The sequence below is a fragment of the Desulfatiferula olefinivorans genome (assembly GCF_054657895.1).
On record NZ_BAAHXV010000016.1, the window covers coordinates 59,627 to 73,084 of the forward strand.

The 13,458-nt window shown below is 53.2% G+C and carries 14 protein-coding genes; 10 read left to right on the forward strand and 4 right to left on the reverse strand.

Translation table 11 applies throughout. The features are described 5' to 3' along the window. Positions 1-2: 2 nt before the first annotated feature. From ACYQ11_RS12625 to ACYQ11_RS12670, 10 genes are all read left to right on the forward strand, one after another. Positions 3-1,535 (forward strand): Rne/Rng family ribonuclease, encoded by a 1,533-nt coding sequence (locus ACYQ11_RS12625; protein ID WP_459924153.1) that lies wholly within the window; start codon positions 3-5, stop codon positions 1,533-1,535. Positions 1,536-1,638: 103 nt separating this feature from the next. Further along, positions 1,639-1,773 carry a 50S ribosomal protein L34 gene (gene rpmH / locus ACYQ11_RS12630; RefSeq protein ID WP_459924154.1) on the forward strand — a complete coding sequence of 45 codons (135 nt, stop codon included), beginning with the start codon at positions 1,639-1,641 and terminating at the stop codon, positions 1,771-1,773. Positions 1,774-1,794: 21 nt separating this feature from the next. Then, entirely contained in the window at positions 1,795-2,151 is a 357-nt protein-coding gene (rnpA, locus tag ACYQ11_RS12635) for a ribonuclease P protein component (RefSeq protein WP_459924155.1), read from the forward strand. 16 nt (positions 2,152-2,167) lie between these two features. Next, a complete protein-coding gene (gene yidD, locus ACYQ11_RS12640) occupies positions 2,168-2,356 on the forward strand; it encodes a membrane protein insertion efficiency factor YidD (RefSeq protein WP_459924156.1) in 189 nt (62 codons plus the stop codon). Positions 2,357-2,431: 75 nt separating this feature from the next. After that, positions 2,432-4,072, forward strand: coding sequence for a membrane protein insertase YidC (gene yidC, locus ACYQ11_RS12645; RefSeq protein ID WP_459924157.1), 1,641 nt, complete (start codon positions 2,432-2,434; stop codon positions 4,070-4,072). Positions 4,073-4,086: 14 nt separating this feature from the next. Then, a complete protein-coding gene (locus ACYQ11_RS12650) occupies positions 4,087-5,028 on the forward strand; it encodes a Jag family protein (RefSeq protein ID WP_459924158.1) in 942 nt (313 codons plus the stop codon). Between the two features lie 81 nt (positions 5,029-5,109). After that, positions 5,110-6,492, forward strand: coding sequence for a tRNA uridine-5-carboxymethylaminomethyl(34) synthesis GTPase MnmE (gene mnmE / locus ACYQ11_RS12655; protein WP_459924159.1), 1,383 nt, complete (start codon positions 5,110-5,112; stop codon positions 6,490-6,492). Positions 6,493-6,557: 65 nt separating this feature from the next. Continuing rightward, a complete protein-coding gene (locus tag ACYQ11_RS12660) occupies positions 6,558-7,205 on the forward strand; it encodes a YkgJ family cysteine cluster protein (RefSeq protein WP_459924160.1) in 648 nt (215 codons plus the stop codon). Further along, positions 7,202-7,555, forward strand: coding sequence for a hypothetical protein (locus ACYQ11_RS12665; protein ID WP_459924161.1), 354 nt, complete (start codon positions 7,202-7,204; stop codon positions 7,553-7,555). The genes ACYQ11_RS12660 and ACYQ11_RS12665 overlap by 4 nt, the downstream gene beginning before the upstream one ends. Further along, positions 7,539-8,366 (forward strand): 50S ribosomal protein L11 methyltransferase, encoded by an 828-nt coding sequence (locus ACYQ11_RS12670; RefSeq protein WP_459924162.1) that lies wholly within the window; start codon positions 7,539-7,541, stop codon positions 8,364-8,366. The genes ACYQ11_RS12665 and ACYQ11_RS12670 overlap by 17 nt, the downstream gene beginning before the upstream one ends. Positions 8,367-8,495: 129 nt before the next feature. Here ACYQ11_RS12670 and ACYQ11_RS12675 read toward each other — a convergent pair whose 3' ends face one another. The 4 genes from ACYQ11_RS12675 to ACYQ11_RS12690 all read right to left on the reverse strand — a co-directional run bounded on the left by ACYQ11_RS12675 (position 8,496) and on the right by ACYQ11_RS12690 (position 13,355). After that, on the reverse strand, positions 8,496-9,473 hold the full coding sequence (locus ACYQ11_RS12675; protein WP_459924163.1) for an ABC transporter permease: 978 nt from the start codon (positions 9,471-9,473) through the stop codon (positions 8,496-8,498). Positions 9,474-9,475: 2 nt separating this feature from the next. After that, positions 9,476-10,552: an ABC transporter permease gene (locus ACYQ11_RS12680; protein WP_459924164.1), complete on the reverse strand. Its 1,077-nt coding sequence runs from the start codon at positions 10,550-10,552 to the stop codon at positions 9,476-9,478. Between the two features lie 50 nt (positions 10,553-10,602). After that, on the reverse strand, positions 10,603-12,072 hold the full coding sequence (locus ACYQ11_RS12685) for an ABC transporter ATP-binding protein (protein WP_459924165.1): 1,470 nt from the start codon (positions 12,070-12,072) through the stop codon (positions 10,603-10,605). 83 nt (positions 12,073-12,155) lie between these two features. Then, entirely contained in the window at positions 12,156-13,355 is a 1,200-nt protein-coding gene (locus ACYQ11_RS12690; RefSeq protein WP_459924166.1) for a BMP family lipoprotein, read from the reverse strand. Positions 13,356-13,458: the final 103 nt, after the last annotated feature.

A 13,458-nucleotide genomic window follows, 5' to 3' on the forward strand; every position in this document is an offset into this window, starting at 1 on the left:
TTATGTATAAAGAGTTAATCGTAAACGTCACTGAGAATGAAACCCGGGTCGCCCTGATCGAGGACGGCAACATTGTTGAGCTGTTCATCGAACGCGGTGACGAGGAAAACATCACCGGGAATATTTACAAAGGCACCATTCAGCGGGTTCTTCCCGGCATGCAGGCGGCCTTTGTCGATATCGGTCTCAAACAGGCCGCCTTTCTCTATGTGGACGATGTCATCAAAAAGCAGAATCTCGATGCGGACGAACCCCCGGACAATGCCCTGCAATCGTCCGACGCCTCCGACAAGGATGATTTTGCCCCGGACAACACCTCCCGCAATATACCCATCGAACAGCTCCTGCGTGAGGGGCAGCAGATCATGGTCCAGATCGTCAAGGCGCCCATCGGCACCAAAGGCGCCCGGGTATCGACCTATATCTCCATTCCGGGACGGTATCTTGTGCTCATGCCCAACGTGGACCACATCGGAATTTCCAAGCGGATTGACCATGACGAGGAACGTCTTCGTCTGAAAAGCTTGCTGACCCGTATCCGCAAGGTCAAATACGGGTACATTTTCCGGACGGCGGCCGAAGGCATCGATGAAGAGCAGCTCAAAACGGAAATCGATCTTCTGGTCAATTCCTGGGAAAACATCAAACGACGCTACCGTCAGTACAGTGCCCCTTATACCCTGCACCGGGACCTCAAAGTGACCTTTCGCGCGATCCGGGACCTGATCACCCATGAAGCCAACAAACTGATCATCGATTCGTCTATCGGCTACGAGTCGATCAAGAGTTTTCTTCGAAAGATCATGCCCGAACTGAAGGTCAAGGTCGAACTGTATGAAGGTCAGGAACCCATCTATGATTTTTACAACATCGAAGGGGATATTGCCCGGGCCCTCAAAAAGAAAGTCTGGCTCAAATCGGGCGGGTATATCGTCATCGAACACACCGAAGCGCTGACGTCTATTGACGTCAACACCGGTCGTTACGTGGGCAAGCAGAATTTCGAGGAGACGATTTTCAAGACCAACCTGGAAGCCATCAAGGAAATCGCCTATCAGATCCGTTTGAGAAATATCGGCGGCATCATCATTCTTGATTTTATCGATATGGAAAAAGACGAGAACAAGGTCAGGATCTACGAAGAGCTCCGTGAGGTGTTCAAGAACGACAAAAGCAAGACCAATATCCTGCCCATGTCCGAAATCGGCCTGATCCAGATGACGCGTAAACGGGTCAGGAAATCCCTTAATAAAATTCTCTGTGAAAATTGTCCCAACTGCAGCGGAGACGGATTTGTCCTTTCCAAGAAATCCGTGGTTCAAAAAATATACCGCGAAATCAGACGCCACAATCGTGATATGACCGGTTCCGAATTCATTGTCCGTGTCCATCCCGATGTTGCGGATTACATGTTTCGAGAGGAAGCGAACATCGTATCGAGGCTGGAAACCGAACTGTCCCGCTCCATCCGCATTCAGAAAAACGCAAACTTTCATATCGAAGAATTTGAAATCACTGAAAAAATTCATTATTGACAAAAACGGGGATTTGTGTTTAGATCTTCCGGTTAAGTTTTAAATTTATTAAAAGATTACAATGAGTTATTAATAAACCATTCCAGGAATAGAAGGTGTTTCAATGAAAAGAACATATCAGCCCAGCAAAATCAAACGCGCACGCAAACACGGATTTTTGAACAGAATGGCCTCCGCGGCCGGTCGCAACATCATCAAACGTCGCAGGGCCAAGGGAAGAAAGAGACTTTCCGCTTAATTCATTAACGGACTCAGGTCATTGCGTGAATTTTCTTTAACCAAGCACGACAGGCTTCTCAGATCCAAGGATTATTCAGGCCTTCGATCAGGCGGAAAGAAAATTGAAACAGATGAATTTATTATTGTTTATAAAAACAATATGTTGAAAAATTCACGCTTGGGAATCACCGTATCAAAAAAAGTCGGCTGCGCTGTCGTACGAAACAGAATCAAAAGAACTGTACGTGAATTTTTTCGAACAAACAGGTTTCTGATCGTTGAATCCGTCGATATGAACGTTATTTCAAAACGGTCCGCGGGTTCTCAAAACAATCATACTTTGATGAAATCCCTGAATGAAGCATTTATAAGAATTGACAAGAAAATCAACGCTTAGTATACCGATTTTACTATTGATCAGGTTTTATCAGCTGGCTGTTTCGCCGTGGATGGGACCCCATTGTCGATTTTATCCGACCTGCTCGGAGTACGCGTATCAGTCGTTTAAGCGGCACGGATTCCTCAAAGGCGCCTACCTGTCGTTCAGGAGGATCATCAAATGCCATCCCTTTCATCCCGGGGGTTTTGATCCTGTACCTTGAAAATTCATTTCATTTGTCAGCGCATTCCCTCCTTCTTTTCGTGATTCTAAGACCGGTCGTCAATCAGGAGACAACATGGAACAGAAAAATTTGTTCACCGCCATAATACTGTCCGTTCTCGTTTTTATGGTGTGGAATTATTTTTTTATGCCCGCTCCGCAGGAGTTACCGCCCGCTGAGCCCCAATCCCAGGAGGAGGTGATACCGACACCCGACGATTCGATCACCCGGGTTGAATCCCTGAAGGATATCAACACACCGGCTGCGGATCAGAGCATCAGACTCACCACGGTTCGGACCCCGCTTTATGAGATCGTTCTGTCCAATCGAGGCGCGGTCATGAACCAGATCAAGCTCAAAGCGTACAAGCAGGAAAATACCCCGGATTCGGATCTGAAGTCCCTGATCGACCCGGCCCTTACATCCGGGAACTACGGGCTGTCATTCAAGAACAACAGCCTTCCCGGTCTTGACACGGCCCTGTTTGCCGTATCCGTCGATGAGTCCGACATCGATGTCGTTTCGTCGTCCCGGTCACTGGTCTACACCTTTGTATCCGAATCGGGCGTGGTCATTGAAAAGACCTTTGTGTTCAGCCCCGACACCTATCTGATCGATTGCCACATTACCGTGAAAAACGCATCCGATCGGAATTTCGGTGATGATCTCATGGTTCATCTGTCCAATCGAATCGCCGATAAAACAGCCATTGCCTTCGAAGGACCGGCTTTTTTTCTGAACAATGAACTCAATGAAATCAAAATCAAAAAAATCGACGAATCCGGTCGGTTTTCCGGCAATGTCAACTGGCTGGCTATTAAAGATCGGTATTTCATGCTGAGTCTTCTTCCCGGGGAACCGGCCGGCACAGACATTCTGTTGACCCATGACGAGACGTCGGAAATCATCACGGCCCATCTGGTCAAACCGACGGGGGTGATTGCTCCGGGGACGCAAAAACAGTTTCGCTATGCGATTTACAACGGACCGAAACAGCTGTCCATCCTCAAGACCGTTGGCTCAAAACTCGACAAGGCCGTCAATTTCGGCTGGTTTGATTTTCTCGCCAAGCCTTGTCTGACGCTGATGGATTACATCTATCTGCATGTGGTCGGCAACTACGGCATCGCCATCATTATTCTGACCATTTTGTTTAAAATCATTCTGTGGCCCCTGGGCAGCAAAAGCTACAAGTCCATGAATGATATGAAAAAGCTCCAGCCCCTGGTGGCCGAGATTCGTGAAAAACACAAGGCGAACAAACAGAAAATGAACGAAGAGATGATGAACCTTTACCGGACCTACAAGGTCAATCCCTTGAGCGGTTGCCTTCCCATGGTGGTTCAGATGCCGATTTTCTTCGCGTTCTACAAGATGCTCTACCAGGCGATCGAACTTCGCCACGCCCCGTTTTTTGCCTGGATCACGGATTTATCGGCCCCGGATCGTTTGTTTCATTTCAATGTCACCATTCCTTTTTTCGAGCCACCCACCGGAATCCCTGTGTTGACCCTGCTGATGGGCGCGTCCATGGTACTTCAACAAAAAATGGCCCCTCCCGCAGGTGATCCGGCTCAGGCTAAAATGATGATGTTAATGCCTGTGTTCATGACGTTCATCTTCATGAATTTTTCTTCAGGGCTTGTACTGTACTGGCTGGTCAACAATATTGTGTCGATCCTTCAGCAGTACTACATCATGAAAAAGAACGCTTAATACTGGAGGAATCCATGAATTCTTGTAAAGAGTTTGAAGGCAAGAATGTCGACCAGGCCGTCGAACTGGCATGCCAGACCCTCAATATCACGAAAAATCAGTTGAAGTACGATATCCTGTCCAACGGCTCAAGCGGAATCTTTTCGATCATCCGCAATAAAAAGGCCAAAATTCGTGTGAACCTGGAAAATTCCACACGCAACAAACAGCGGGTGCTGAATCTGGTTGACGAGGCCTTCGGCGTCAAAAAGAACCAGGTCGAAAACACCCGAAAGCCCCGCCTTGAAAAAACGGACAAGCCGATTGCGTCTCCTGAGATTGCTGAACTGTCTGCCGAAGCAAAGCCTGCGACAAAAAGCGAACGGACGGATCGTCCCAAACCCAAACCCGCTCCCAAACCGGTTCCCGCTCTTTATGATGATGAGGAGGAGGGTCCGGACGACGAGCCCCGTGAACGGATTATATCCGATTTTTACAAGGGCAAGTCAGCCGACGTCATTGGCCGTGAGGTCCTTGAAACCGTTCTTCCCTACATTACCGACGGATTTGAGGTGCGGGTTGAATCCAGCGGCGAAAATCTCGTGTACCACATTTCCAGCGAGGATTCGGCCGTGATCATCGGCAAGCGGGGGCAAAATCTCGAAGCCATGCAATACATTGTCGATAAAATCGTCAACAAGCATTCCCTGGAACGCAAGCGGGTTCTGATCGATGTGGAAGGGTATCTTGAAAAGCGGCGTGAAAATCTTGAAAAGATGGCCATCCGCATGTCCGACAAGGTCACCAAAACCGGAAAACCGTCCACCATCAGTCAAATGTCCGCCCAGGATCGCCGCATTGTTCATCTCGCCCTCAAGGACAATAAAAGCGTCCGCACCCAGAGCATGGGTGAGGGGTATTACCGTCGACTGGTCATTTTTCCCAAAAAAGGAAAAGCCCGTAAAAAGAAAGACTGACAAGCGTAATTCATTTAACCTGATAAAAACCTGCTCCTCATTTTCCTGTGGAGCAGGTTCTTTTATTTGATGGATCAAAAGATGGCTCACGGCACCATAGCAGCCCTTTCGACCCCGACCGGTCGGGGCGGTATCGGCATCATCCGCCTGTCCGGACCCGATGCCCTGTCCCTGGCATGTTCGGTGTTTGTTCTTCCGGATCATCGCGTCCCCGGGACCCTGCCGTCCCATCATGTGACCTATGGGTTTGTTCAAGATGAGCAGCAACGGATCATCGACGAGGTCCTGATCATTTACATGAAGGGCCCCCGATCCTATACGGCCGAGGATGTCGTTGAAATCCAGTCCCACGCCAGTCCCATCGTTCTACGGAAAATCCTCGACCTTCTCTACGCCCGGGGGGCCCGCCCGGCCGATCCAGGTGAGTTTACCAAACGTGCTTACCTCAACGGGCGCATCGACCTGACCCAGGCCGAAGCGGTCATTGACATCATCAACGCCCGAACGGCGTCATCCCTCGATATGGCGCTTTCTCAGGTTCAGGGAGAACTGCGCCGGTGCATCCAGTCCGTGGTTGATTCCCTTTCGGATCTTCAGGCACGCATTGAAGCCGCCCTTGATTTTCCCGATGATGTCGGTGATATTCTTGATTCCCGGGACATCCTGACCCTGATGTGTGCCCGTGTTCAGGAGCCCCTGCTGCGCCTTAAAAAAAATTTCAATGACGGCAATATCTACAGGGACGGCCTCAGGGTCGTGATCGCCGGTCCTCCCAACTCCGGCAAATCCAGCCTTCTCAACGCCCTGCTGGACAAGGACAAGGCCATCGTCACCCCCATTCCCGGAACCACGCGGGATCTGATCGATGACCTGATCACCATCGACGGCATTCCGTTTGAACTGACGGATACGGCCGGCATCCACGACACACGGGATCAGGTCGAGCAGATGGGTATTGCCCGTACCCTGGACCGAATGGAATCGGCCGATGTGATCCTTCTGATGGTTGACGGATCACGCCCCATGGACGATGCCGAGAAAGAGACCCTCGTGTCTCTCTATCAGCGATTTCATACCCGCAAGATCGTGGTACGGGTCGAAAATAAAGTCGATCTCGGCGGTTCCGGGAACGCGGCGCCCAGTCTTTTTGACCCGGATATTCGTATTTCAGCCTTGCATCGTACCGGCCTTGACCAACTGAAAACCGTCCTGGCCGATGCCGTTCTCGGAGATTTACCCGAGGATCGCAGCAGTGTGGTTCCCAATGCCCGTCACATGCATCTGATCGAAAAAGCTTTACAGGCCTGTGACGACATCATAAAAGGGGTGAATGACGGCCGGGGGGTCGAGCTGACGGCCGAGGATGTGGCGTCCTGTGTTGACGCGTTAAATGACATTCTTGGGTCGTCGGTTCGCGAGGATCTCCTGGACCGGATTTTTCAGGGCTTTTGCATCGGTAAATAATGACGGCTTTGAAAAAAGTCAATGTTTCACGTGAAACGATAGAGAGAGATAATATGGATGTTTCTATGTTTTTCGAAAAATATGAGTCGCTGGTCAAACACATTGACAGCGTCTGCGACCAAGTAAAAAAAGACCACGGTACATGTGTGACATGCAAACCCGGCTGCGCCGACTGCTGCCACGCATTGTTCGATCTGACCCTCATCGAGGCCATGTACATCAAACGCCGTTTCGATGAACGGTTTACCGGAAAATTGCGTCACGAGATCATCACCTATGCAGGTGAAGCGGACCGGAAGATTTTCAAACTGAAAAAACAGGCCACCGAGGCGGATAAAAAAGGAGTCGACAGCGAGAGAATCCTGGAGGTGATTTCCAAAACCCGGATTGCCTGCCCCCTTCTGGATGAAACCAACCAGTGCTGGATGTATGACAGTAGGCCCATAGCCTGCCGGGTTTACGGTATCCCCACGTCCGCCGGAGGTATTGGGCATACCTGCGGCTTGTCCGGCTTTGAACCGGGTAAACCCTATCCGACGTTGAATATGGATGCGGTTTACAGTCAACTGTACGCCATCAGCCATTTGATGGTCAGAACGATCAAATCCAAATACAAGCAGATGGGGGATATTCTGGTGCCTCTGTCCATGTGCCTGCTTACCGATTACAACGAGGAGTATCTGGGCCTGCCGGGGCTGGAGGTTATTTCATGACCGCCCGTGACGAAGACCGCGAGCGACGGAAACAAGCCATCTTCGACGGCATGGGGAAACGGGGGCAGAAACGGATTCTACAACAGGGATACGAGGCATGGGATCCCTTCGAAGAACCCAAGGACCCCCTGGATATCCGTAAAGACGTATCCAAGCGTACGGTCAACCAGTTGGTTCACGAATTTCTCCAGACACGCCGGGAAGAAACCTCGTCGGTGGCCTTTGCCGAAGGGGTTATGGAAATGGCCTTGGCGCTGATGAACAACAACGATAAATACCGGGGGATGTTTGCCTATGCCCTGTGGTATGCCGACTTGCTCAAGCGGGAAGGCCATGACGGCACCCTGTGATCCCGAAAACGAGCATCAATTGCTTGCATCCCGGATTCTGACGCATCTGTCCGTGCAGGAGCGGATGTGGACTCCGTCGGATTTGATTCGCTATGTGCGTGATCAAAGCGGTTTGGATTATCGGCGGAGTCGCCGGTTGATCGACGACCTGATTCGGGATAATCAGTTGGAGTATCTGGACCTTTACGGCCGGACCTGCGTGGGCCTCTCCTTCAACCGGAAGGTTCGCGTATCGTCACGGATCGTGCTTTGTCCCCCTGAAATACGGGTTGATGCCGCCCGGACCGAGGTCGTGATCCGCCTGAACAAAGGGATCTCCTTCGGACGGGGAACCCATCCCACCACCCGGCTTTGCCTGGCGGCTCTGGATGAGGTGTCGACCCGAAAGCGGTTCAACCATGCCCTGGACGTGGGCACGGGCACGGGTGTTCTGGCCGTTGCCATGGCTCTTCTTGGGGCAGAGCTGGTCCTGGGAACGGATATCGATGCCGTTGCCCGAAACGAGGCGGACGAGAATGTCCGGCTGAACGCCCTCGAACACCGAATCCTCATCGATGACACCATTCCACCCGAAATGTGCTTCGATCTGATTGCCGCGAATCTTCGTTTTCCCACGCTGATTGATATGGGCCGTTTTTTTCGGGACCGGTTGACCCCTGACGGAGTTCTGGTGATCTCCGGTTTCCGTGTCGAAGAAAAAGGGCAGCTGATCAGCCGGTATGACCGTCTTGGGATGACGCCGTCCGGGGAAACATGTGAAAACGGGTGGTGCGCCCTGGAACTCGGCCACAGCAAAAACACCCCGATTTAAAAGCCGCCAAACAACGCGATTTGAGGACCCGAATCCTTTTTGTAAGCCTGTCTATTCGCCAAATTAAGATCGTCTGAATATCGATGTTTTTCGAAGCCGAATTTTTTGAGGCTCTGCTCCGAAAATCGGTCATCGGTGAAAGGGTTTGCCGAGGCTGGACGGAGCCGTGGCCCTCAGCCGATCGGTCAGTCGTCTGAAAAAGCGTTTCGTTTCCGCTTGGGAAGATCGGGGTGTCGTTTGGGACACGTGAATGAGCACCAGAGAAAAAATCATTAGGGGAAAGGGCGCCACCTGAAAAATCTGGGAGGGAACCGAGGGAAACCATTGTTGAAAGTAAATGCCCATCACCTGGAGAAAAGAAAACAGGTAACATCCCAACGCCACGCGAAGGGGACGCCATCCGCCGAAAATAACCAGGGCCAGGGCGATCCATCCGATGCCCTCACACCCCTGGGGACGTCCCCAACCGGCCTTGACGAACAGTGAGAAGGTCGCCCCCCCCAATCCCACCAGGGCCCCGCCGATCAGTCCGTGAACCATCTGAACCGTCGAGGGTCGAATGCCCCGGGAATAAGCCGCCTGCGGGTGTTCACCCACAGCCTTGACACGAAGCCCGAAGGGGGTTTTTTCAAGGTACCGGAAGGTCACGGCAATGAGGATGATACTGCCGTATACCGGAACCGTGTGTGAAAAAAAGACGGGCCCCGCAAAAGGAAGATCGGACAGCAGGGGGATAGGTACAGGGACCATCGGAGGGCCGTTCAGCCGGGTGAAGGGATTGCCCAGAAAATACGCCAGGTCCCGGCAGGTCAGGGTCAGGATAAATCCCACGGCTACCTGGGAAACACGCAGGTAAAGGCTGAACACCAGAACAATGAGGGTGACGAGCATGCCTGTTATCGCACCGGACACACATCCCAGGAAAAGGGACCCGGTTCGGTATGCTGTGACAAAGGCGGTCATGGCGGAGAGAAGCAGCGTACCGTCCAGAGACAGGTTGATGATCCCGCTTTTCTCGGTGATGGTTTCACCCAGGGCCGCGAAAATCACGGGGCTTGCACCGGCGACAATGCCGGAAAGAATAAGGATGACGGGAAGATCGGTCATGGTCACTGTTTCTCCGTGGGCTGTAAAAGCCTGCGCCGCAAGGCATGAAGCGCGATAAACGTCAGGACCAAAGACCCCTGAATGACGCCTCCCAGGGAGGAGTCCAGGCCCAGCACCATGGGCAGCTGGATGCTGCCGACATTCAAACAGGCAAAGATCAGGGAAACCACCGGCACCACCCGGATATCATGGCCGGAGAGCATCACCACCAGAAGGGCAAGGTAACCGTAATTACTGGAAATGGATGGAATCAGACGGTGATAGACGCCGGTCACCTGGATTGCACCGGCCATGCCCGCGAGACCTCCGCCCAGGCATAAGGCCAGCATCATGTATCGGACGGGCCGCAAGCCGTACAGGCGCGCAGCCGACGGATTGAGACCGATGGCCTGGAAGGCCAGGCCGATCCGGGTCAGATGGACCAGGAAAAAGGACAAAAGCAGAAACAGAACCGTCAGGACCAGAGCCGAGGCCGGAATAGCCGTGGGTTTGATCAGGGAAAGCCACAGCTCCCGGGCAATCATCTCCGTACCGCTCATCGAAGCAACGCCCGGACGTTTCCAGGGCCCGAAAATCAGCCACAGAATCCAGCCCTGGGCCACAAAATTCAAGCCCAGACCCGCAAAAATTTCATTGACTCCGCCCTTGGTTTTCAAAAAACCTGCAACCAACGCCCAGAGGGCGCCTCCCATCATCGAGGCGGCCATGGAAATCACCAGCACCGCGACGGGCAGTCCGGATGTCGGGAAAAGGCGCAACACAGTCATGGCAAACACCGCACCGATCATCATCTGACCTTCCACACCGATGTTCCAGAGATTGATCCGGAAGGTAAACACCAGACCGATGGAACACAGGGTGAGGGGAATCCAGGCCTTGATCACGTGGCCCACCCGGACCCAGGAGGACAGGGATCCCAGAATGATCTGATGATAGGCATGGTGGGGGTTCACCCCGCTGACCAGCAGGATCAGATTGGTGATCAGATAAACCGGGATCAGGGACACCAGCAAGAAAACCACAGGATGGGTCAACATCATTCGGGCAATTTTTTGTGTCGAAGAAACCGGTTCCATCATGAAATCACTCCTGTTTCACATGAAACAATTGATTTGAATGGTCTTTAAAATCAAAATGATACATCCTTTCCAGATAAAGCGGCACCAAGCTCCCTGACGGAGGTGTCCTGGGTCGGACGGTCAAGAACCATAACGCCGTCATAAAAAACAAGAATCCGGTGGGCCACCATCATGATTTCATCGAGTTCCGACGAGGTAAACACGATGGCGGTACGATCCGTGAGGCAGAGCGATTGAAGTTTTGTCCAAATGCTATAGGCCGACGAGAGGTCCAGGCCCCGGGTCGGCTGTTCAAGCAGAAGCAGACGGGGACGGGGGGGCAGCAGGGACAAAAGGAGTCGCTGCTGATTGCCGCCGGACAGGGTTTCCACACGGGACCGGGGCTGCGCCTTGATCTGAAAGGCATCGATGGCCTGTCGGGCCTGTCGGTCGATGCGGCGTCGGGACAAAAAAAACGAAGGCGGTTGAGAGCCCAACGCATGGTGATCCATCAGGGAGAGACCGGGAATCAGGCCTTCTTCAAGACGCGACGACGGAAGAAAAGCGATTCCGGCCCGTTGAAAATCGACATGACTCCGACGGCTGAAGTCCTCGTTATCGACGAACAGCGCTCCCCGGCTCAGGGGAACCAAGCCCGACGCCACACGCAAAAAGACGTCCTGACCGCTGCCTTCAAGTCCGGCCAGGCCGATGATTTCCTGTTCATGAATGTTCACGGACAGGCGGTGAAGGCCGGTGCGTCCGCCACGGGCCGAGACCTTGTCCATACTCAGAACAAGGGGACCGGGACGGGGACGGTGTCGTTTTGGAGGGTTTGAGGGGGCGTCAAACATCATGGAAAGCAGGGCCGAGGTATTAAAGGGCCGGGTCATGTGTCCGCTGACCCGACCCTGTCGCAGGACCGTGATCCGGTCACAGAAAGCTGCCACATCCTCGAGTTTATGAGAGACCAGAACAATGCTTTTTCCCTGTTCGGTCAGCCGGGTGAGAGCGGTAAACAGAATGTCCTTCTGAGTGTCGGAAATCCCGGTGGTCGGTTCATCGAGGATCAGCACACGACGGCCCAGGGAAAGGAGGCGGATGAGTTCAAGCTGCTGACGTTCCCCGACGGTTAACGATGCCGCCGTTCGATCGGGATCCAGCGAAAAGCCGAGGGAGTTTGCGATGCGGTAGAATTTTCCCACAAACCGATCGTTTCGGATGAACAGTCCCCGGGCCTGACCGATCATGAAGTTTTCGATCACCGTCAGCTGGGGAAAATCCATGGGATCCTGATAGAGCATGCCGATGCCGGCATCGGCCGCATCCCGGGTGGAGGAAAAGGACACGGGCGTCCCGTTGACGATGATCCGGCCGGAGGTTTTGGGGATGTAGCCGGCCAGGATTTTCATCAGGGTGCTTTTCCCGGCGCCGTTCTCACCAAGAACGGCATGAACGGCACCGTCCTCGATGGTCAGGCTGATGCCGTCGTTGGCCCGTAGGGTCCCGTAATGCTTATGAATGTCGATGAGTTCAATCAAACCGTCCGCCTTGTGCGACAGGAAGAAAGGTCAACAGAGCCGTCAGGCCGAGAAAAAGGGCCGTAAACCCGGGGCAGGCACCGTTATTTGACACGACTCTGTCCGTGCATGCCCTGGAGCAACTGGGGCATGTACCAAATATTCCGGTCCGTGGCGACGTCGCCCGGGGCGAGAAACACGCTGCCGTCCTGATAGTTCAGGGGACCCGTGAACAGGTGAACCTTGCCCGATCCCAGATCGGCGATGAATTGATCCAGGGCGGCGGACACGTCGGCGGTCATCGCAGGTCCTTTGAGGAAGCCCACATGACCGGCATCGGGATCATTGATATCCGACCAGTTGGGTGAGAGCCAGATCCATTGCTGGGTCAGCGTGCCGGCCATGGCCCGGCCGATCAGATCGACATAACTCGGACCCCAGTTGAAATAGGGTACACCGAGACAGACCGTATCGGCGCCGTCACAGGCATGTTTGTAGTCATAGGGAATGGCGCGGACATCCTTGCCGGACAGGCGCTTCTGCTTTGCAACACTGACGGCTTCGGAGGTATCGATACCGGAAATCAGAACATCGAAGCCCGAATCGAAAAAGTGAGAGGCCACCTGGGTGGGATCCGCGGTGACACCGGGAATGTTAAACCAGAAACCGATCCAGGACACCTCGAAACGAAGGTCTTCGGGTTTTCGTTTAAGCACGCGGTCCCAGGCGTAGCGCGCACCCAGGAAGCAGGCCACGCTCAAACGCCGTGTCTCATCGTTGATCAACGGTCCCAGGTAGCCGATTTTTCCCGTGCGGGTGGTCATGGCCGCCGTGAAACCGGCCATCATCTTGGCATACTCCATCCGACCCATGACATTGCTGAGGTTTTTCGGAGCCTTGCCGGTCAGGGCTCCGTCGCCGGACACGTGAATGAAGGCGGTGTCGGGATGCATCAGGGCCGCTTCGAGAATGCCGTCACTCATGTCATCGGAATTGGCGATGATCAGCGAGGCCCCCTTCTCGATCATGTCGTCAACCAGCTGGGGAATCGTGATACCGGGGCGATCGGCGGGATTGACCTTGTCAATGAACAGCATTCGGGTGCCGGGCAGATGCGTCTCAACGTATTTTCCGGCATCGTAATGGGCCTGGCTCCAGCCGTGGTCGTTCATGGGACCCACAAGAAGAAGGCCGAAGGTGAAGGGCGATGCGGGGTTGGCCTGGGCCGGATGGACCCACGGAAAAAGACAGAGGACGAAAAGGGTTAAAAACCCATGGAGTAACAAACGTTTTCGAAAACGCATGGACTTTCTCCTTAAAAAAGGGTGCGGAGGTTAAGTGACTTGGAAACGTTTGGGGCAAAAACGGTTTTCAAGGCACGAAAGCGTAAGACGTGTCTGGTTTTGT

Excerpts from the sequence above, each read along its gene's own strand:
- ACYQ11_RS12665 (WP_459924161.1), top strand. The coding sequence starts at position 7,202 with ATGACCGCCCGTGACGAAGACCGCGAGCGACGGAAACAAGCCATCTTC.
- ACYQ11_RS12660 (WP_459924160.1), top strand. The coding sequence starts at position 6,558 with ATGTTTTTCGAAAAATATGAGTCGCTGGTCAAACACATTGACAGCGTC.
- yidC (WP_459924157.1), top strand. The coding sequence starts at position 2,432 with ATGGAACAGAAAAATTTGTTCACCGCCATAATACTGTCCGTTCTCGTT.
- ACYQ11_RS12625 (WP_459924153.1), top strand. The coding sequence starts at position 3 with ATGTATAAAGAGTTAATCGTAAACGTCACTGAGAATGAAACCCGGGTC.
- rpmH (WP_459924154.1), top strand. The coding sequence starts at position 1,639 with ATGAAAAGAACATATCAGCCCAGCAAAATCAAACGCGCACGCAAACAC.
- mnmE (WP_459924159.1), top strand. The coding sequence starts at position 5,110 with ATGGCTCACGGCACCATAGCAGCCCTTTCGACCCCGACCGGTCGGGGC.
- ACYQ11_RS12690 (WP_459924166.1), bottom strand. The coding sequence starts at position 13,355 with ATGCGTTTTCGAAAACGTTTGTTACTCCATGGGTTTTTAACCCTTTTC.
- ACYQ11_RS12675 (WP_459924163.1), bottom strand. The coding sequence starts at position 9,473 with ATGACCGATCTTCCCGTCATCCTTATTCTTTCCGGCATTGTCGCCGGT.
- ACYQ11_RS12650 (WP_459924158.1), top strand. The coding sequence starts at position 4,087 with ATGAATTCTTGTAAAGAGTTTGAAGGCAAGAATGTCGACCAGGCCGTC.
- ACYQ11_RS12670 (WP_459924162.1), top strand. The coding sequence starts at position 7,539 with ATGACGGCACCCTGTGATCCCGAAAACGAGCATCAATTGCTTGCATCC.
- ACYQ11_RS12680 (WP_459924164.1), bottom strand. The coding sequence starts at position 10,552 with ATGATGGAACCGGTTTCTTCGACACAAAAAATTGCCCGAATGATGTTG.